A 17,103-nucleotide genomic window follows, 5' to 3' on the forward strand; every position below is an offset into this window, starting at 1 on the left:
ATGCGATGCGCAAATCATGCGGCGCGCTCGCCGCATCGTCAATGAAATGGAATTTCGAATGTTGCGCGAAGCGAAGTCATTCTCTCCATCGTCGCGTGCAGGAACGGTGAAAGGATTTTCGCGGCCGGGTCCGTTTGTAATCTCCATCACGACTGCGGCATCCGCATCGTTGCAGCGCTGCTTTGCAGCCGGCGCACGTCGCTTTCTCGAAAGCGATCGTTCGCTGAAACGTCCTTGCCGATCGCGCGCGCAATACGGTTGGCCATTTCATTGACTGCGCATCGCGCGCTCACAGACTTGATCGTCCCGCTGCATCGTTCGCTCACGCGCCGTGAGCAAACCAACAAGACAGATCACATGAGCATCAACTCTTCCTCTCTCGATCATTCCCTGACGCGCCGGCTTGCGGCGTCGCTGCTGGCGGCCGCCATCACCTTGTCGACGGCGGCCGCATCGCTCGCGGCCGACACCGTCGTGCTGCGCGTCGGCGACCAGAAGGGCGGCAATCGCTCGCTGCTGGAGATCTCCGGCTACGCGAAGGACCTGCCCTACAAGATCGAATGGTCGGAATTCCCGGCGGCAGCTCCGATCCTCGAAGCGCTCAATGCGGGCGCGCTCGACGTCGGCTACACCGGCGACCTCTCCTTCCTGTCGGTTTATGCGGCGGGTGCGCCGATCAAGGCGATCGGCGGCACGCGCTCGGATGCGAAGACGCAGGCGATCCTCGTGCGGCAGGATTCGCCGATCAAGTCGGCGGCCGACCTCAGGGGCAAGCGCCTCGCGGGCACGCGCGGCGGCTGGGGTCAGTTCTTGATCGACGCGATGCTGGAGAAGGCGCAGATCAAGCTGGAGGACGCGACGTTCGCTCCACTCGGCCCCGTGGATGCCAAGATCGCGCTGGTGGCGGGCTCGATCGACGCCTGGGCGGTGTGGGAGCCCTATGTCTCCTTCGCCACGCTGAAGGACAAGGCCCGCGTGATCGCCGACGGCGACGGCCTGACGCCGACGATCACCTTCATCGTCGCCTCCGACAATGCCATCGCCACCAAGCGCGCGGCGGTGCAGGACCTGGTGCAGCGGTTGAACAAGGCACGGCTGTGGTCACTGGATCATGTTGCCGAATACGCCAGGAGCACGGCCGAGCTGACCAGGCTGCCGGAGGATGTGCTGCAGTCGGCCTACACCGCGCAACGCACCAGCCCGATCGTGATCGACGAGAACGTGGTGAAGGAGATCCAGGCAGCTTCGGACCGCTCGACGCGCTACGGCATCCTGCCGAAGAAGCTCGACGTCAACCAAGCCGTCGACCGCAGCTTCACCGCGGCGGCCGCCGGGTCGAACTAGGCGGAGGCGGCGGGATGCGCAGGCTTCGCCTCAAGGCCGGCCCGCTGCATCTCGCCGCGATCGTGCTCGCGCATCTCGCCTGCATGAGCCTGATCGTGTGGCTCTCGCTTTAACCGCGATCACCAATATCCGCGGTAGTACGGGCGCGCATACGGCCGGTAATAGCCGTAATAGGGCCGATAGACCCGGCGGTAGCCATAGTATCGCGGATAGGCATAGGCCGGCCCGTAGCCGTAATAGGCCGGCGCATAACCATAGCCATATCCAGGATAACCATAGCCACCGTAATACGGGCCGCCGCCGTAATAGCCGTAGCCGTAAGGCGCGCTGCTGGCGATGGCGCCGCCGATGATCGCGCCGACCGCGAGGCCGCCGAGGCCCCATCCCCAGCCGCCGCCGCGCCAATGCACCTGCGTGACGTCGTCGCCGGCCGCAGCCTTCATGGCCGCGACATTGGTCGGCATCGGGGCTGCTGCGGCCTGCCCGATTTGGCCAGCCATGACCGCACCTGCCAGCGAACAGGCAATTGCCGTTGTCCAGATCCTCATCGTCTTGCTCCCTCTCGGACGTTTCGCCTGGAAAAAGGATCGCAGGCGTATGATCGGGCATCCTTGCGCCAAGTCAAACGCTCGATTCTGCGTGCGGCGCACAAGAGAGCCCATGCATGCCTCAATTGTGGTCAGGCTCGCCGCGCCGGGATGACACCGATGCGACGGCGCCTGCGCCGCGCACGACGGCAAAGCATTAAGCTTCCCGCGCGTTCGCAACCAACAACCACCTTCCCGATTTACTATTCGTACCGTTACTATTGGTTCCAATGGTGCGCGGCCGAGAGGCATCTCGCGAGGGCTCCGACTTGCGCCAGAAGAGTGGGAGGATGACATGAGTGCCGTCGGAAATGAGCCGCTCGCCCGTCAGGCGCTGGCGTTCGTCCTGGCTGGCGGACGCGGCAGCCGGCTTCTGGAGCTGACCGACCGGCGCGCCAAGCCGGCGGTCTATTTCGGCGGCAAGTCCCGCATCATCGATTTCGCGCTGTCGAACGCGGTGAACTCCGGCATCCGCCGCATCGCGGTCGCCACCCAGTACAAGGCGCACAGCCTGATCCGGCATCTTCAGATGGGCTGGAACTTCTTCCGCCCGGAGCGCAACGAGAGCTTTGACATCCTGCCCGCGAGCCAGCGTGTCTCCGAGAACATGTGGTATGTCGGCACGGCGGACGCGATCTACCAGAACATCGACATCATCGAGTCGCACAACGCCCGATTCATTGTCGTGCTCGCCGGCGACCACATCTACAAGATGGATTACGAGGTGATGCTGCGCCAGCACGTCGATAGCGGCGCCGACGTCACGGTCGGCTGCCTCGAAATGCCGCGCGCGGAATCCTCCGGCTTCGGCATCATGCATATCGACGAGAACGGCTGGATCCAGGAGTTCCTGGAAAAGCCGGCCGATCCGCCGCCGATGCCGGGCAAGCCGGACGTCTCGCTCGCCAGCATGGGCATCTACGTGTTCGATGCGAAATTCCTGTTCGACCAGCTCAAGCGCGACGCCGAGGACCCGAGCTCGAACCACGATTTCGGCAAGGACATCATTCCCTACATCGTCAAGAACGGCCGCGCGATCGCGCACCAGTTCTCGACCTCCTGCGTCCGTTCCGGCAGCGATCCCCGCGCCTACTGGCGCGACGTCGGCACGGTCGACGCCTATTGGGCGGCCAACATCGACCTCACCGACGTGGTGCCGGAGCTCGACCTGTTCGACCGCGCATGGCCGATCTGGTCCTACTCGGAGATCACGCCGCCCGCCAAGTTCGTCCATGACGAGGAGAGCCGGCGCGGCCAGGCGGTGAGCTCGCTGGTCTCGGGCGGCTGCATCATCTCCGGCGCCTCGCTGCGCCGTTCGCTGCTGTTCACCGGCGTGCGCATCAACTCCTATGCCAATGTCGAGAACGCCGTGATTATGCCCTATGTGAATGTCGGGCGCGGGGCTCGCTTAAAGAACGTCGTGATCGACCGCGGCGTCGAGATTCCCGAGGGGCTCGTCATCGGCGAGGATCCCGAGCTCGATGCAAAACGCTTCCGAACCACCGAGCAGGGCATCTCCCTCATCACCCAACCGATGATCGACAGGCTGAATACATGACGCCTGCTCGCGTCCTCGCGGTCGCCTCCGAAGTCTATCCCATCGTCAAGACCGGCGGCCTCGCGGATGTCGCCGGCGCGCTGCCGATTGCGCTGAAGGCGCACGGCGTCGAGATGCGCACCCTGATGCCGGGCTATCCCGACGTGATGCGGCTGCTCTCGGGCGCGGAGGAGATCCGGCGTTGGCCGGATTATTTCGGCGGGCCGGGCCGGCTGCTCGCCGGCGCGCATGACGGGCTCGACCTGTACGTGCTCGACGTGCCGCATCTCTACGCGCGGCCGGGCAACCCATACGTCACGGCAGAGGGGGTCGACTGGCCGGACAACGGCGTGCGCTTTGCGGCGCTGTCGCGCGTGGCGGCCGACATCGGCCACGGCCTCGTTCCGGCCTTCGTGCCCGACATCGTGCACGCCCATGACTGGCAGGCCGGGCTCGCGCCCGCTTATCTGCACTACGACAATCGTCCGCGGCCCGGCACCGTGATGACGATCCACAACATGGCCTATCAGGGCAAGTTCGCTCCTGAGCTGATCGGTGCGATCGGCCTGCCGTGGAGCTCCTTCGGCGTCAACGGCCTCGAATATTTCGGCGGCATCAGCTTCCTGAAGGCCGGTCTGCAATTCGCCGATCGCATCACGACGGTGTCCCCGACCTACGCGCGTGAGATCCAGAGCGACGAAGGCGGCATGGGGCTCGGCGGCCTGCTGCGCGCGCGCGCGGGCGCATTGAGCGGGATCCTCAACGGCATCGACATCGCGGTGTGGAATCCGCAGACCGATTCGCACATCGCCTATCGGTTCGGCGCGGAGGACCTTACATTCCGCGCTGCGAACAAGGCGGTGCTTCAGCAGCAATTCAATCTCGATTCCTCGGACGAAGCCCCCCTGCTCGGCGTCATCAGCCGGCTGTCATGGCAGAAGGGGCTCGATCTCCTGCTCGAGGCCATTCCGACCATTTTGGGCGAAGGCATGCAGCTCGCGCTGCTCGGCAGCGGCGACCGCGATCTCCAGGATCGCTATCAGGCCGCCGCCCGCGCGCATCCCGGCCGGATCGGGGTCGTAATCGGCTACGACGAGATCCTGGCGCATCTGATCCAGGCCGGCTCGGACGCGCTCATCGTGCCGTCGCGGTTCGAGCCGTGCGGCCTGACCCAGCTCTGCGCGCTGCGCTATGGCGCCGTGCCGATCGTCTCGCGCGTCGGCGGCCTCGAGGATACCATCGTCGATATCGGCGAGGCGGACGCTTCCGGCCGCGAGGCCACCGGCTTCAAGTTCGGCCCGGTGACGGCGGATGCCCTCGCCAGCACGCTGCGCAAGGCCAACACGGCTTTCCACGACAAGCTGGCCTGGCGGCAGCTGCAACGAAACGGCCTTGCGACCGACGTCTCCTGGCGCAGCCGCGCCGGCGACTATGCAGCGCTGTATCGGAGCCTGATCGAATCGCGCCGCGCCTAGCACGTACCGGCTGAGCCCACGCCGAATCCATGTTATAGGATCGGCATGGACCCGTTCTTGATCAAGCTGATCGGCTTTGCTGCCGCCACCTGCACCACCGTCGCCTACGCGCCGCAGTTCATCAAGGTCTTGAAGACCCGCTCGGCGCGCGACATCTCGCTCGGCATGTTCCTGGTCATGGTGCTGGGCCTGGCGCTCTGGCTGATCTACGGCCTGCTCAGCGGCGACGCCCCGCTGATCGCCTCGAACGCGGTCACCATGCTGCTCGCCGGCGGCATTCTGGTGATGAAGCTGAGATACGGCTGAGCTTCCTGATGCCTCGGATTCTTGTTCAGTCGGAAAAACGAAGCCGCTGGTATTGCAACTTCACCGCACGGTAGCATTCGCAGGTGGCCTTGTTGAGCTCGGCGACGTTGACGATCTCGATGTGGCCACGGCTGAATCGAATGACGTTCGCCTCCTGAAGAGCATGGGCGACGAACGAGACGCTGTTCCGGCGAACCCCGATCATCTCGGCCATCAATTCCTGCGTAAGCTTGAAGCGATCGCGGCCGGATAGATCCCGAACGCGCAAGAGCCATCGCGCTAATCTCGCCTCGACGGTGTGGGATGCATTGCAGCCCACGGATTGCTGGGCCTGAACGAACAGGGCCTGGCTGTGACGCGTCAGGCCATCCCGGAACTCGACACTCTGCTGTGCGAGCGCGCGAAGGCGAGCAGCTTCGATCTGCAAAGCCACGCTGGGCACCAATACGACAGCGTGCACCAGTGCGACGGGTTCTCCCAATACGCCAAAAGTACCCAAAATGCTGTCGGAGCGCCGGCACCATCAATTTCTTCGGAAAAATCTTAGAGCAATAGACACAACCATAGCGCGAATGTGAATCGAGCGATACGGTCAGAAGCCCCCGCATATGCACTGTGGCGGGCGGATGGCTACGGGAGGGCGCGTGCGAATGTCACCCCGCCGTGAGGGCTCGTTACGAACAGCTCTGGGAACGGATCATGCCAGCAGGATCGACGCGACGTCGGCGTGAACCTTGATGCTTGCAGCCGCGCGGTTCAAGGCTGACCACCGAACATGTACGACGCCATCGCGACGCTTGCGACCTCGTCCACGAAGACACGATGGCCGACGTCGTTGCCGGCAGCGCCGGCCGCGACCATCAGCGGCAGCAGATGGTCCTCGCGCGGATGCGCCAGGCGCGCGCTCGGCGCGTTCTCCCAGTCGACCAGCATCGCGTTGCGGCGCGCCGCATCCGGCGCGCTGATCGCCTCGTTCAGATAGGCCTCGAAATCGTAGGAGACCGGCTTGGATTCCGGCCGGTTGAAGCCGCGCATGTTGTGATAGGTGAGCCCGCTGCCGACGATCAGAATACCTTCGTCCCGCAGCGCGGCGATCGCCTGCCCGGCCTTGATGTGCTCGGCCGCATCGTAGCTCGATTTCAGCGACAGCAGCACGATCGGCATGTCGGCGTTCGGGTACATCAAGCCGAGCGGCACGAAGGTGCCGTGATCAAAACCCTGATTGGCATCTTCGCGGCAATCGAGGCCGGCGCGCGCGAGCAGCGCCTTCACCTCCGCGGCGAGCTCGGGCTTACCCGGTGCCGGATATTTGAGGCGGTAAGTATGCTCCGGGAAACCGTAATAGTCGTACACCATCGGCGGATGCGCCGAGGTCGACACGGTGAAGGCGTCCGCCTCCCAATGTCCGGTGATGACGAGCACGGCTTTTGGTCTCTCGGGGAGAAGCTGTGGCAGCCGCCCGAACTCCTCGGCGGTCCTGGCATATTGCACCCGCCGGTCCTCCATGAACGGCCAGGGGCCGCCGCCGTGGGACAGGAACAGGGTGGGAAATCGCGTCATGGGCGAAAGCTCGTCTCGTTGACAACATGCGCGTGCGAGCCGCCCGCGCAACCGGCGGCGAGCATAGGCAAACCCCTATGGTTAGCAAGTCGTTAACGATTTGCCTTCCAAAATCCCCGCCATGGTCGAAGGAGTCGGCCAGAAGACGAGGACGTGAGATGAGGAAGTTTGCGCTGGGGGACGTCGTCAACAGTGACAAGGGCCGCCGCGGCGTCGTCCGCGCCGCCTACAAGTCGCGGGAAGGCCAGCAGTTCTATGCCGTCGAGAAGGACGGCGCGATGGACTATCTGGAGGAAGACCGGCTGAGCCCGGCGCCGCGCGTCGAGCTCGCGGCCTAAGTCCAACTCATTTTCTGCTCTCACTTGCGAGTCGGTCGAGACGCTCCGCGAAGGGATCGTCTCCGCTCGCGGTGCGATCATTCGTGATCAGCAGCAGGCGATCGCCGCCCGCCGCCGCGTCCCAGCGTGGCAGGTCGGGACCGTTGGGATCGCCGCTCCTGGCGAAGTTGATCCAGTAGCTGCGCATGCGGCTTGCGAGCTCGCGATCGCGCCGTGAGAAGATGCCGGCACCGGGCACGCCTTCCACGCCGAAGATGAACTGCAATTCCCGCCCGTGACCGCCGTCCGGGTTGGTGCGCCGGGCCTCCGGCACGTAGGCGAAGCGATAGCGGAAGGTCGGCGCGCCGCTTGCGGCGTGCAGACGAGCCAGCAGCCTCACCGGCTCGGAGAAGACCTTGTCGGTATAAAACCTTGCCGCGAGGTCCGAAGCTTTGGCGAGGTCGGGATAGAGCTTGCGCAGGTCATCGACGGCGGTGCCAGACGATGCAAGCGCCTCGGCGATTTCAGGTTCGCTGTCGAAATCCGTCTCGTCATCGTTGGAGCCGATGATCAGGGGAATCCGCCCTTCATGCCCGGCCGCAAAACCCGCGGCGATATCTTCCCTCACGAGGCTTCCATCGATCGTCGGCGCAAAGCCGAGCGGGACTTTCGCGAGCAGCTTCTTTTCGGCGGCAAGCAGCCGTGCAGGCCCGATCGCACGCGCGTTGGTTTCCTTGGCATCCGGTCCGAGCGTCGCGACGAATTGCAGGCCCCAGGCCTCCGCCTCCTGCCGCGAGCGCAGGCGCACGCGGCCGGGCACCGATTGCAGGATGGCTTTCTGAAACAGACCACGCACCTCGTCGCACAGCATCAACAGCGCGATCGACGTCGCGCCCGCACCATTGCCGAACAAGGTGACGTTCCCGGGATCGCCGCCGAACGCCGCGATGTTGTCGTGGACCCAATGCAGCGCCGCGATCTGGTCCATCAGTCCGTAGTTTCCGGAGCCGTCTTCCGAGAGCGCCGGATGAGTGAGCCAGCCGAGCACACCGACGCGATAATTCACGGTCACCACGATGAGGCCGGCCTGCGCGAGTTTCGCGCCGTCGAACATCGGATCGTTCGCGGTGCCGCCGACGAAGGCGCCGCCATGAACGAACATCATCACCGGCAGCGGGCCGTCGACGCCGAAGGGGCGGAACACATTGAGCGTGAGGCAATCTTCGCTCGCCTTTGGCAGCGACGGCTGGAGGCAGGGCGCGCCGTACTCGTAGGCGGTGCGCATCTCAGAACTCTCGGCCGTTGCCTCCGGCGAGCGCCAGCGCAGCGGGCCGACGGGCGGCGCTGCATAGGCGAGTCCCTTGAAAAACGCCACCTCGCCTTCGACGCCGCCGAGCATCTGGCCTTCGCGCGTCAGCGCGAATGGAAACTGTCCGACCGGTTGGGCCATGGCCGAACCGGCGAGGCAAAGGAATGCGGAAACCACGATGAGCGCAAGCAGGGACCGCATCTTGGGGATCTCAATGCGCGGAGAAGTTCCCCGGAAGGTTACGTCTACGGCTGACGGAGAAGCAAGCTCCGGTCTTACCTCTCCCCGCGAGAGCGGGGCGAGGGAGCGCACCTGCGCTGCGGCCAGAGCTCAACTCATTTACGGCCTCCGGCTAGCTGCCCTTGGCAATGATCTCCGCCAGCGCGCGCCGCGCGACGATGCCAAGCTCACCAAGCGTGGAGTGACCGGCCTGCGCCGCCTCGATCAGGCGCTCGGCGATGAATTTGCGGCTGTCGTGATCGCCACCATGCGGCAGTTGGCGGCACGTCTCCTCCAGGACGACGTCCATGTTCGCTTTCGTCCGCTCACTCAACTCTGTCATGACGCCCGGTCGGTACGCGTGGCTTGTAATCGCAAGCATACACAGAAGGATGTGGTCTGATTAGACCGGACAATCCCGGCGATTGTGCATCGCGGTGCGTGTATCGCCGCAACCTTCGCGCGGCCAAAATCACGCCGCGATCGACTACCGAAGATTGCACTTGTCCTGATGACAAGCCGAGCCTGCAGCGTTAGCCTGCCGGCAAAACAAAATACACGGGAGGAATGCCATGCCTGACGCAATGGTCGCCGCACGCGAGTCCAAAGCGGCCAGTGGAACAGCCCAGCAAGTCGACGTTGCGGTGGTCGGCGCCGGATTTGCCGGCCTTTATTTGCTTCATCGCCTGCGCCAGGCCGGCTTCACGACCGTCGCCCTTGAAGAGGCCGGCGATGTCGGCGGCACCTGGTACTGGAACCGCTACCCCGGCGCGCGCTGCGATATCCAGACCATCGACTACAGCTACACCTTCGATCCGGAACTCGAGGCGGCCTGGGCCTGGTCGGAGAAATACGCGACCCAGCCCGAGATCCTGCGCTATCTCGGCTTCGTCGCCGACCGCTACGAGCTGCGCCGCGACATCCGCTTCGGGACCAAGGTCACCGAAGCCAAATGGAACGAGGCGGCTGAGCGCTGGCAGCTCACCACCGACAATGGCGCACCGGTCTCCTGTCGCCATTACATCATGGCCACGGGCTGCCTCTCCGCACCAAAGCCGCCGGAGATCGACGGGGTCAAGGACTTCAAAGGCGAAGTCTATTTCACCGGCCGCTGGCCGCATGACGGCGTCAATCTTGCGGGCAAGCGCGTCGCCGTGATCGGCACAGGCTCGTCAGGCATCCAGTCGATCCCGCTGATCGCCGAACAGGCCGCGCATCTGACCGTGTTCCAGCGCACGCCGAATTTCGCGCTGCCGGCGCACAACGGCCCCGCGCCCTCCGATCGCATGAGCCTGCTGCAAGGCGACCGCGCGGCCTATCGTGAGCAGGCGCGCCAGTCGATGGCCGGCGTGCCCTATCCGCAGCAGACGGCCGTCAGCTGGCAGCTCAGCGATGCCGAGCGCCGCGCACGGTTCGAGGAGGCCTGGGGCAAGGGCGATCTCGTCTATATCCTCACCCAGCTCTGGGCCGACCAGGCGGTCGATGTCGACGGCAACAAGCTGATCTGCGACCTCATCCGCGAAAAGATCTCGGCGACCGTGAAGGATCCCGAGACGGCGGCGGCGCTGATGCCGCACGACCATCCCTTCGGTGCAAAACGCCCCTGCCTCGACACCAACTATTACGCGACCTACAACCGGCCGAACGTCACGCTGGTCAATCTGCGCCAGGAGCCGATCAAGGCGATCACCGCAACCGGCATCACCACGGCCAGGCGCAGCGTGGACGTCGACGTCATCGTGTTCGCGACCGGCTTCGACGCCATGACCGGCGCGATCCGCGCGGTGCATCCGATCACCGGGCGCGGCGGCAAGTCGCTATCGGATGTCTGGGCGCAGGGGCCGCAGACCTATCTCGGGCTCACGGTCGAGGGCTTCCCGAACTTCTTCATGATCACCGGTCCGGGCAGCCCATCGGTCTTGTCGAACATGGCGGTGTCGATCGAGCAGCATGTCGACTGGGTCGTGGACCGGCTCAAGACTTTGCGCGGTGCCGGCTTCACCACCATCGAGCCGACCGAGATGGCGCAGGCCGGCTGGGGCCAGCACATGGCCGACTGCGCGATGCTGACGCTGCACCGGCTCGCCAACACCTGGTACACGGGCGCGAACGTACCCGGCAAGGTGCAGGGCCTGATGCCCTATACCGGCGGAGTCGGCCCCTATCGCAGCATCTGCGATGAGGTCGTCAGCCGCGGCATGCTCGGGTTCAAGCTCACCGGCCCCGATGTCGCCGCGCAGTGCAATGACGGCGAGGTGGTGCGGCTGCAGCCGGATGTGCGGCTGGTGCTGAACCTGCTGGCAACGCTGAACCTGCCACCGATCGAGTCGATGGGCGCGCTCGGCGCCCGCGCCTTCGTCAACGAGTTCAACAAGGGCCGTCCGGCGGGACGACCGATCGGCGATGTCGTCGACGGCACGCTGCCGGGCACCGACGGCCCGCTTCCCTATCGTGTCTACAAGCCGGCAACCCCGGGGCCACATCCGGTCGTAGTCTATTTCCATGGCGGCGGCTGGGTGCTCGGCGACGAGCAGTCGGACGATCCGTTCTGCCGCGACATGGTGCGACGAACCGGGATGATGTTCGTCAGCGTCGGCTATCGCCACGCGCCGGAGCATCGCTTCCCGACCGCGGCTGAGGACGGCTATGCGGCGACGCGCTGGATCGCCGAGCACGCCGCCGAGCTCGGCGGCAAGCCGGGCCCGGTGCTGGTCGCGGGCTGGAGCGCCGGCGGCAACATCGCCGCCGTCACCTGCCAGCTCGCGCGCGATCGCGGCGGGCCCGATATCGCCGGTCAGCTCCTGGTGTGCCCGGTCACCGACTGCGACTTCGATCGTTCCTCCTACAACGACAATGCGACCGGCTACTTCCTGACGCGCTCGCTGATGTACTGGTTCTGGGACCTCTACTGCTCGCCGGCCGACCGTACTGATCCGCGTGTCTCGCCGCTCCGCGGCAAGGTCTCGGGCCTGCCGCCGGCCTTCGTCGTCACCTGCGAGTTCGATCCGCTGCGCGACGAAGGCATCGCCTATGCCGAAGCAATGGCCGCTGCCGGCGTCCCGGTCGAGCAGTTCACGGCGCGCGGCCATTTCCACTCGTCCTTCGCGATGGTCGACGTGGTGATCACCGGAGTGCCAGGCCGGGTGCAGATGGCCGAGGCCCTGCGGCGTTTTGCCGGGCTTCCGCCGGAGGTCAGCCTCGGCGACGAGCACAGCCACGGTCACACCAGCCCGGGACACAAAATCGCAGCGGCCGCGAGCTAGTCGCGACAAGGCAGCCGGGAACCTTTTCCCGGCCGCCGCGTTGGGAGATGTGGCATCGAGATGCAGCGATAGGTATGGGCCCCGGAGCGCAAGTCTGCGCGCTGGGGTTCTTTTTGCGTGAGGCGAGGCGATGGGGGACGTGGTTGCGGATTCAAAGGTCGATTTCGGAGCACGTGCAGCGCTGTATAAATGGCCGTCACTTGCCAACCAGCGCCGGCCGGACCGCGAGTCCTACCAGGTAAGCGAGGGCACGCTCGACGAATGCATCTCGGCGTTCATGGACAAGCCGGCGGCGACCCGGCATCTCTATGAGATCCGCACGGCGGCGCAGCCGCCGCTAGTCACGGATATCCTCTCGCCCGAGCACGTCATCGAGCTATCGCGCCTGAGAGAATTTCTCTGATTGCGTGCAGACGCCAGGGCTGCGCGTGCCAAGGCTGCACGTGCACGACAAGCTTTTCCCACACATAGGAACCTTCTTCCGGTTTTTCCCGTTAACGGAGATCGGAAGCCAAGGCGTGAGTGTCCAAGATGCCGAGACCTGGCGTGCCATCCACGGTCGTGCCTTATGGCGCAGACCAGACCCTGTTCGTGGTGATCGATCGCCGCGACGAGGCGACCGAAATCCGCGTCGAGCGAAGCGATCTCGAGACCACGATCGGCGAGCTCGTCGCCGGCTGCTTCAACGACCCGATCAAGGTGATCTCGTTCAACACGCTCGAACACTGGATGAAGGACATCTCGACCGACGTCGCCGGCGAGATTCGGGCGCGATGCGACATCGATGGCGTGACGCTGCCCGACTATCTCAGCGATTTCGTCGAGAGCCACACCTGACCGCGCGTTATCGTTGTTGATACGCCGCAATTCGCAGGCAACAAAAAAGCGCCGCTTCCGCGGCGCTTTTCGTGTGGCAACCTCAGTGATGCCAGAACAATGCCAGCAGCAGAATGATCGGCAGCGGCACGCCAAGCAACCAAAGCAAAGCACCTCGTCCAAAACCCATGGCTCTCTCCTCCTCTTGCATCACGGACATGACGCGGGAAATGAGAGGAAGTTCCGAGCGCTGCAGTGAGGGCGAATGCGCTCAGAGCATGGTTTATGAGGGTTGGGCGCGCCGATACTTGCCGGCGATGACCTCGATCTCGCGGCGGCGTTCGTCGGCGAAGGCCAGGAGCTTTTCGATCGTCAGCGTATCCGTGATCCGTTTGGCGAGCCGCTCGGCACGCGCGGCCTGATCTTCGAGATACTGGATCGTGTTCAAGCGCCCGCCTCCCCAAAAGCCCCGAATTGTTTGGGCACCCATGGTGCTTGAGAAGCGGCTAACAGACGGTTAAGTGGCGGCTCGCATCGATGAATCGCCCCTCACCGCACGACGTCGAGCCTGACATTGGCGATGCCCTTGTCCACCATGCCGAGCGCCTCGGCCGCAGAAGGCGAGATGTCGACCACGCGTCCGCGAACATAGGGCCCGCGATCGTTGACCCTGACGGTCACGAAGCGGCCGGAGGAAACATCGGTGACGCGCAGCTTCGTGCCGAACGGCAGGCTGGGATGCGCCGCGGTCAATTCGTTCTTGTCGAACCTCTCGCCGCTCGCGGTCTCCGTATCCGAATAGAAGCTGGCAACGCCATGTGAGGCGGTTCGCTTGTCATCACCGTTGGGGACACGCGCCCGGCTGATCGGCCGTGGATGCAACGCCGCCACGCGATGCGGCCGCTCGATTGCGGCCTGCCGGCCGGTGCCGGCGAGATCGGCCTTCTGGCGGCCGACCGGAGATTGCGCGCAGGCGGCGAGCGAGGCCGCGCCAATGATGGCGAGCAGCAACCGGCACGAGGTCGCGGGGGAAATCCGGGCACTTTCGGCACGTGCAAAGCGAGACATGATACGCCCCTCCGAACGGCCTCAAGTTCGGTGGGCAATGAGGGCAGAACCTTGTCGGAACAAAAGCGGGCCTGAGGCCAGGGCTTTTTCCCAACCGGCTGTGACGATTCCACCACACTGGCATGTCCTGAATCGGGACAAATCAGCGAGAAATCAGCTTGATACGGCGCGCTTGGCGATCGGGCGCGCCCCCGGTTGAGTACCGTCCGGATCGGCCTCACACTTGTCCGCCGGACGATGCTGCGCGTTGCCTGATCCGCCCCTCCATCCTCTCTTTCGTTCTTACAGGGAGCGAGGGGCCGCCTCCGCGCGTTCGCCTCAGTATTTCGGCTCGTACATCTGCGACTGGACCAGAGCCTTCACGTCGTTGGGCGCGGGGCCGTCGGCGAGCCCGCGCTGATAGGCAACGTCTGCCACTGCGGCGGCAATGCGGGCCGAGACTTCGCGGATGCGGGGGAGTGCCGGATAGAGGCTGCCCTGCGCGAGGTCTTCCTTACCGACGCAATCGGCGAGCGAATGGGCGGCGGCCATGAACATCTCGTCGGTGACGAGACGCGAGCGGGTGGCGATGACGCCGAGGCCGACGCCGGGGAAGATGTAGGAGTTATTGCCCTGGCGCGGCACGAAGGTGCGGCCATTGAGCTTCACGGGGTCGTAGGGGCTGCCGCAAGCGAACAGCGCGCGGCCCTCGGTGTAGCGATAGGCATCCTCCGCCGAGCATTCGGCCTTCGAGGTCGGGTTGGACAGCGCGAACACGATCGGATGCTCGTTGAGCCCGGCCATCGCCTTGAGCACGTCGGGCGTGAAGGCGCCGCCGACCGCGGCGACGCCGATGATCGCCGTCGGCTTCAGCGTCTTGATCGCGGTGAGGAAGTCGGAGATCGGCGCCTGGCCGGCATGCGCATAGCGGAGCTTGTGGCCGGACAGACCATCCCGGCCGCTGACGACGAGGCCGCGGGAATCCACCAGCCAGTTGCGGCGGAGCGCCTCGGCCTCAGTGGCGCCCTCGGCCATCATGGCGGAGACCACGAGATCGGCGATGCCGGTCGCCGCCTCGCCCGCACCGAGGAACAGGATCTTCTGATCTTTCAGCTTGCCGCCGGAGATGCGCAAGCCTGAGAACAGGCCGGCAAGCGCCACCGCCGCGGTGCCCTGGATGTCGTCGTTGAAGACGCAGGCTTCATCGCGATATTTGTGCAGCAGCTTGAACGCCGAGTGATTGGCAAAATCCTCGAACTGGATCAGCACACCCGGGAACGTCTTTCGCGCGGCGACCATGAACTCGTCGACGAAGCTGTCATAGGCCTCGCCGGTGAGCCGCCGCTCGCGCAGGCCGAGATAATAGGGATCGTTCAACAGCTCTTCATTGTTGGTGCCGACGTCGAGCACGATCGGCAGGCAATGCTCGGGATGCACGCCGGCGCAGGCCGAATAGAGCGAGAGCTTTCCGACCGGAATACCCATGCCGTTGGCGCCGAGATCGCCGAGGCCCAGGATGCGCTCGCCATCGGTGACCACGATCAGCCTGGCCGGATAGGGCCAGTTCTTCAGGATCTCCGCGATCTGGCCGCGATCGCGCGAGGAGATGAACATGCCGCGCGGCCGCTGGAAGATCAGGCCGTACTTCTGGCAGGCGAGCCCGACGGTCGGCGTGTAGATGATCGGCTGGATCTCGTCGATATTGTCTACGACGACGCGGAAGAACAGCGCCTCGTTGCGGTCATGCAGCGCATTCAGCGCGACATATTTTTCGAGATCAGTCGGCAGCATACGCAGATTGGTGAGCACACGATCGACCTGCGTCTCCATCGTCAGCACGCAGGGCGGCAAGAGGCCGCGCAGGCCGAGCGCGGCGCGCTCCGCCTCAGTGAAGGCGGTGCCCTTGTTGAGCAAGGGATCGCGCAGCAGCGTCATGCCGTGCGATTGATCGGACGATGGCGACTGGGCAGCGACCCGGGCAGGTCTATTCACGAATTCCCCCAAGGAGTTTCTTATTGAACAGCAAGCATTGTCGGCCAGCGCTCCCCGGAGATCAAGGACATAGGAAGTTCATGTGTCGATTATGATCTCGCACCGCAGCGAGAATTTTAGTGCAGCTCGCAGATCAAGCGCGAGGCAAAGGTTAACACCGCAAGGCTCTTGTCCCTCATGGTGAGGAGCGCGGCACGCGTGTCTCCGGACGATGCCTTGCATCGCCTGGCGAACCATGAAGGCCCCGATCTCGCCTGCGGCCATCCTTCGAGACGCCCGCTTTCGCAGGCTCCTCAGGATGAGGGCGTGTTACGAGGCGACACGCTACTCCGGCTTGATGTCGGCGGCCTTCACAATCGGCCACCATTTCTCGGTCTCGGCCTTCTGGAAGGCGGCGAGTGCCGCAGGCGATTGCTGGTCCCGCGGTGGAATTTCCTGCCCCAATTCGCCAAAGCGCTGCTTGACGGAAGCGTCAGCGAGCACGGCGACGATGGCCGCGTTGAGCTTTGTGATGATGTCCTTCGGCGTGTTCTTTGGTGCCCAGATGCCGTGCCAGTAGGAGATGTAGAGGCCCGGCAGGCCCGCCTCGTCGACCGTCGGAACATCAGGTGCGGATGCTAGCCTTGTCGGCGAGGTCACGGCGAACGCCTTGATCGCACCGTTCTTGTATTGCGGCAGCGAGTTCGAGGCCTGATCGAACATGATGTCGATCTGGCCTGCCACGAGATCGATCATTGCGGGCCCCGCGCCGCGATAGGGCACGAACTGGAAGTCGGTGCCGGTCCTTTCCTTGAAGAAGACGCCGGCCACATGGGCGCCGGTGCCGGCGCCGGCCGTCCCGGCAGTGGCCTTGCCGGGGTTGGCCTTCAGCCACGCGATCATGTCCTTCAGATTGTTGGCCTCGAGCGACTTCCGGCCGACGATGAGCTGCGTCCCCATCGCAATCGCCGCGACCGGCTCGAAATCGGCGATGACGTCGTAGGGCAGCTTGAAGATGGCACCATTGAGCACATGGGTGCCCCAATGGCCGATGGTGATCGTCGTGCCGTCAGGGGTTGCACGCGCGACGCGGGCGCCCGCGATGCTGCCGGAGGCGCCGGCGACGTTCTCGACCACCACCGTCGTGTGCAGCTCGGCAGCGATCCGCTCGGACAGGATGCGCGCCAGCGTGTCGGTCGGCCCGCCCGCTGCAAACGGCACCACGAGCGTAATGGGGCGCGATGGAAAGGGCTGGGCGCCTGCCGGCGCGGCCGCTGCCGCGCATCCGATCAACACGCCAATGACGATCAGATGACCGCGCAATCCGGCCCACAGCCCCCGCATCGTTCTCT

The 17,103-nt window shown here is 64.8% G+C and carries 17 protein-coding genes; 8 read left to right on the forward strand and 9 right to left on the reverse strand.

Annotation, left to right across the window (positions count from 1 at the left end; all coding sequences use genetic code 11):
• The first annotated feature begins 357 nt into the window (after positions 1 to 357).
• On the forward strand, positions 358 to 1,344 hold the full coding sequence (locus ACE10W_RS29975) for an ABC transporter substrate-binding protein (RefSeq protein ID WP_271551276.1): 987 nt from the start codon (positions 358 to 360) through the stop codon (positions 1,342 to 1,344).
• Between the two features lie 119 nt (positions 1,345 to 1,463).
• On the opposite strand, the gene ACE10W_RS29980 is transcribed toward ACE10W_RS29975, so the two are convergent.
• Entirely contained in the window at positions 1,464 to 1,892 is a 429-nt protein-coding gene (locus ACE10W_RS29980) for a hypothetical protein (protein WP_038966491.1), read from the reverse strand.
• Positions 1,893 to 2,226: 334 nt separating this feature from the next.
• Here ACE10W_RS29980 and glgC point away from each other — a divergent pair, with 334 nt between their 5' ends.
• The 3 genes from glgC to ACE10W_RS29995 are packed head-to-tail and all read left to right on the forward strand — an operon-like array spanning position 2,227 to position 5,249.
• Positions 2,227 to 3,489, forward strand: a complete 1,263-nt coding sequence (gene glgC / locus ACE10W_RS29985) for a glucose-1-phosphate adenylyltransferase (RefSeq protein ID WP_161533769.1) — start codon at positions 2,227 to 2,229, stop codon at positions 3,487 to 3,489.
• Positions 3,486 to 4,943, forward strand: coding sequence for a glycogen synthase GlgA (gene glgA, locus ACE10W_RS29990; RefSeq protein ID WP_375762252.1), 1,458 nt, complete (start codon positions 3,486 to 3,488; stop codon positions 4,941 to 4,943). Before glgC ends, glgA begins: the two co-directional genes overlap by 4 nt.
• Positions 4,944 to 4,988: 45 nt before the next feature.
• Positions 4,989 to 5,249 (forward strand): SemiSWEET transporter, encoded by a 261-nt coding sequence (locus tag ACE10W_RS29995; RefSeq protein ID WP_011089200.1) that lies wholly within the window; start codon positions 4,989 to 4,991, stop codon positions 5,247 to 5,249.
• A 25-nt stretch (positions 5,250 to 5,274) separates the two neighbouring features.
• Here ACE10W_RS29995 and ACE10W_RS30000 read toward each other — a convergent pair whose 3' ends face one another.
• Both ACE10W_RS30000 and ACE10W_RS30005 read right to left on the reverse strand, forming a co-directional pair.
• Positions 5,275 to 5,748 carry a Crp/Fnr family transcriptional regulator gene (locus ACE10W_RS30000; RefSeq protein ID WP_375762253.1) on the reverse strand — a complete coding sequence of 158 codons (474 nt, stop codon included), beginning with the start codon at positions 5,746 to 5,748 and terminating at the stop codon, positions 5,275 to 5,277.
• A 257-nt stretch (positions 5,749 to 6,005) separates the two neighbouring features.
• Positions 6,006 to 6,809, reverse strand: a complete 804-nt coding sequence (locus tag ACE10W_RS30005; protein ID WP_028176144.1) for a class III extradiol ring-cleavage dioxygenase — start codon at positions 6,807 to 6,809, stop codon at positions 6,006 to 6,008.
• Between the two features lie 158 nt (positions 6,810 to 6,967).
• On the opposite strand from ACE10W_RS30005, the gene ACE10W_RS30010 reads away from it, so the two are divergent.
• Positions 6,968 to 7,147: a hypothetical protein gene (locus tag ACE10W_RS30010; RefSeq protein WP_028176145.1), complete on the forward strand. Its 180-nt coding sequence runs from the start codon at positions 6,968 to 6,970 to the stop codon at positions 7,145 to 7,147.
• 7 nt (positions 7,148 to 7,154) lie between these two features.
• On the opposite strand, the gene ACE10W_RS30015 is transcribed toward ACE10W_RS30010, so the two are convergent.
• Positions 7,155 to 8,636, reverse strand: a complete 1,482-nt coding sequence (locus ACE10W_RS30015; RefSeq protein ID WP_271551278.1) for a carboxylesterase/lipase family protein — start codon at positions 8,634 to 8,636, stop codon at positions 7,155 to 7,157.
• 151 nt (positions 8,637 to 8,787) lie between these two features.
• The gene (locus ACE10W_RS30020) at positions 8,788 to 9,036 is read right to left on the reverse strand and encodes a hypothetical protein (protein WP_011089204.1); all 249 of its coding nucleotides are present in this window, start codon (positions 9,034 to 9,036) and stop codon (positions 8,788 to 8,790) included.
• Between the two features lie 190 nt (positions 9,037 to 9,226).
• Here ACE10W_RS30020 and ACE10W_RS30025 point away from each other — a divergent pair, with 190 nt between their 5' ends.
• The 3 genes from ACE10W_RS30025 to ACE10W_RS30035 all read left to right on the forward strand — a co-directional run bounded on the left by ACE10W_RS30025 (position 9,227) and on the right by ACE10W_RS30035 (position 12,754).
• Positions 9,227 to 11,917: an alpha/beta hydrolase fold domain-containing protein gene (locus ACE10W_RS30025; protein WP_060908536.1), complete on the forward strand. Its 2,691-nt coding sequence runs from the start codon at positions 9,227 to 9,229 to the stop codon at positions 11,915 to 11,917.
• A 130-nt stretch (positions 11,918 to 12,047) separates the two neighbouring features.
• Complete coding sequence (locus ACE10W_RS30030) at positions 12,048 to 12,320, forward strand: hypothetical protein (RefSeq protein WP_011089206.1); 273 nt, start codon at positions 12,048 to 12,050, stop codon at positions 12,318 to 12,320.
• Between the two features lie 128 nt (positions 12,321 to 12,448).
• On the forward strand, positions 12,449 to 12,754 hold the full coding sequence (locus ACE10W_RS30035) for a hypothetical protein (RefSeq protein ID WP_028176148.1): 306 nt from the start codon (positions 12,449 to 12,451) through the stop codon (positions 12,752 to 12,754).
• Positions 12,755 to 13,016: 262 nt separating this feature from the next.
• On the opposite strand, the gene ACE10W_RS30040 is transcribed toward ACE10W_RS30035, so the two are convergent.
• The 4 genes from ACE10W_RS30040 to ACE10W_RS30055 all read right to left on the reverse strand — a co-directional run bounded on the left by ACE10W_RS30040 (position 13,017) and on the right by ACE10W_RS30055 (position 17,095).
• Positions 13,017 to 13,181, reverse strand: a complete 165-nt coding sequence (locus ACE10W_RS30040) for a hypothetical protein (RefSeq protein WP_166466032.1) — start codon at positions 13,179 to 13,181, stop codon at positions 13,017 to 13,019.
• 101 nt (positions 13,182 to 13,282) lie between these two features.
• Complete coding sequence (locus tag ACE10W_RS30045; RefSeq protein WP_011089208.1) at positions 13,283 to 13,801, reverse strand: septal ring lytic transglycosylase RlpA family protein; 519 nt, start codon at positions 13,799 to 13,801, stop codon at positions 13,283 to 13,285.
• Positions 13,802 to 14,119: 318 nt separating this feature from the next.
• Positions 14,120 to 15,715 carry an NAD-dependent malic enzyme gene (locus ACE10W_RS30050; RefSeq protein ID WP_011089209.1) on the reverse strand — a complete coding sequence of 532 codons (1,596 nt, stop codon included), beginning with the start codon at positions 15,713 to 15,715 and terminating at the stop codon, positions 14,120 to 14,122.
• A 381-nt stretch (positions 15,716 to 16,096) separates the two neighbouring features.
• A complete protein-coding gene (locus ACE10W_RS30055; protein ID WP_011089210.1) occupies positions 16,097 to 17,095 on the reverse strand; it encodes a tripartite tricarboxylate transporter substrate-binding protein in 999 nt (332 codons plus the stop codon).
• Positions 17,096 to 17,103 lie beyond the last annotated feature (8 nt).

The sequence above is a fragment of the Bradyrhizobium sp. B025 genome, from assembly GCF_042257955.1.
In the GTDB taxonomy this organism is placed as follows: Bacteria; Pseudomonadota; Alphaproteobacteria; order Rhizobiales; family Xanthobacteraceae; genus Bradyrhizobium; species Bradyrhizobium diazoefficiens.